Here is a 1646-nt window from a genome sequence, read left to right on the forward strand (position 1 = left end):
ACTCGGCCGTGAACGACCGGCGCTTGCGAGGAGGCATAGCGACATCCTTCCAGCAGGACCTCCGGTCCTGCCAAATCAGTGTCCACTATCCGGGGAAACCTCAGTCGATCATCCGCGTGCTGGTGCTGGTCCGTGTAGATCATGCGGACGTGTTGTGCAGTGCCGAGGCGCATATGGATTGACAGGTGGACATCCTTGTCGTGAGTGGCAACGAATGTTTGATCGGTGCCTGCTGTGGGTGCTTGTTGGCATACCCCGTCTCGAAGGAGAACATCGACCATGTCGATCGGATCGTTTGGCGCCCGGGCGCTGGTGGTCGCGGCAGTCACGGCCGGCATACTCGGCGGGATCTCCACCCCCACGCAGGCGTCCATGCCAGCGGGTCTGGGCGTCCAGGCAGAGACTGCGACCCAGACCGGCACGAACCTCGAGGTCAAGGGCACGTATTCATGCGGCAGGAGTACCAAGCTGCGCATACGTGTGGAGGCCGCTTCAGGTGACAGCGTTTCGGGATCTTTCGAGGACACCTTGCCATGTCCGGGGCCGGGAGCATCGTTTACCGCGCCTGTCCCGCTGACCGAACCCGTCGCTTCGACATTGAGGATCACCGTGACCCTGACGGGGCTTAACTCCCGCCAAATCATCGCCTCGTCGCTGGGAAAGTTCGCTGTGTCCTCCGGTGTATATGAGGCGTTGCTGCTGGACTCCGCGACTGTTACGGACGACGGCACCGCCACTATGAAAGGCCGTATCCGGTGCCAGACCGACGGAGGAACCCGAACACTGACTGGTCTAATGACGTACACGGGTAAGCCCCGGGCCTCCAAACCTATTAAAGACATCACCGTGGACTGCCCGGCGACGGCTGGTGCGGAGGGAACCTGGACGTTCTCGGGTACTGCCGCAGTTGGTACCTTCCGCCCTGGCGAGTTCTTAATCGGCGTCGGCTTCGAGAAGCCGGAGAGCCCAGGAGGGTACTCCCTCATGGCGCGACCGACGTTCTCGTAACCTGACCGATGTAGCACTGTCACGTATGTTCGCCGCGCGGATTTGGGCGGTGTTCGACGATGACGATCTCGTGTCGCTGGCAGGGCCGGTGTCGCAGACCGACTGCGGGCTACTACCTGTACGGTAATCACCTGCGGCACAGCATGATTAACACCTCCGATCACCGAATGCACGCCAGAACCCCGTTGTGGGACCACCATGTTGCCAGTCGTGGGACCACCGACAGCAGGTGATCCACCGAGAGAACATATTCCAGATCCGCTACGCGGACCGATCATGACTACGGCAGCGGAGTCTCCGGAAATACCGAATTGCGCGTATTGAACGATGTTGTCACCAGCTCGGTGACCGCGTTCTGGAGTTCGGGGGTGTGAGAGGCCCACGCTGCGGGGCGTGGTGGGCGCAGCACGGGGTGAGGTGGGCCGCGTGCCAGTACGAGGCCACTCAGGTCGACCAGCTGGTGCCTGCCATAGCCCCTTACGGAACCGGCGCCACGACAGCGAGACCGTGGGTTTCACGGCCTCGCGGGGGTAGTGCTGGCGGCTAGTACTCCAGCCGGACTTCGTTGGTGACGGCAGCGCTGGTGGACGGGGCTGCTGGTAGCAGGGCGGCCACCGCGTGATCATGTCGTGTTTGTG

Annotated in this window: 2 protein-coding genes; both read left to right on the forward strand. The window is 62.3% G+C overall.

Annotation, left to right across the window (positions count from 1 at the left end):
- Positions 1-182: hypothetical protein (locus tag ACIA76_RS43700; protein ID WP_397161484.1), on the forward strand; the 182-nt coding region annotated here is incomplete at its 5' end.
- A gap of 97 nt (positions 183-279) precedes the next feature.
- The gene (locus ACIA76_RS43705) at positions 280-1008 is read left to right on the forward strand and encodes a hypothetical protein (protein WP_397161486.1); all 729 of its coding nucleotides are present in this window, start codon (positions 280-282) and stop codon (positions 1006-1008) included.
- The last annotated feature ends 638 nt before the right edge of the window (positions 1009-1646 follow it).

Origin of the sequence: Nocardia sp. NPDC051570 (assembly GCF_044454005.1) — a bacterium.
Classification (GTDB): Bacteria; Actinomycetota; Actinomycetes; order Mycobacteriales; family Mycobacteriaceae; genus Nocardia.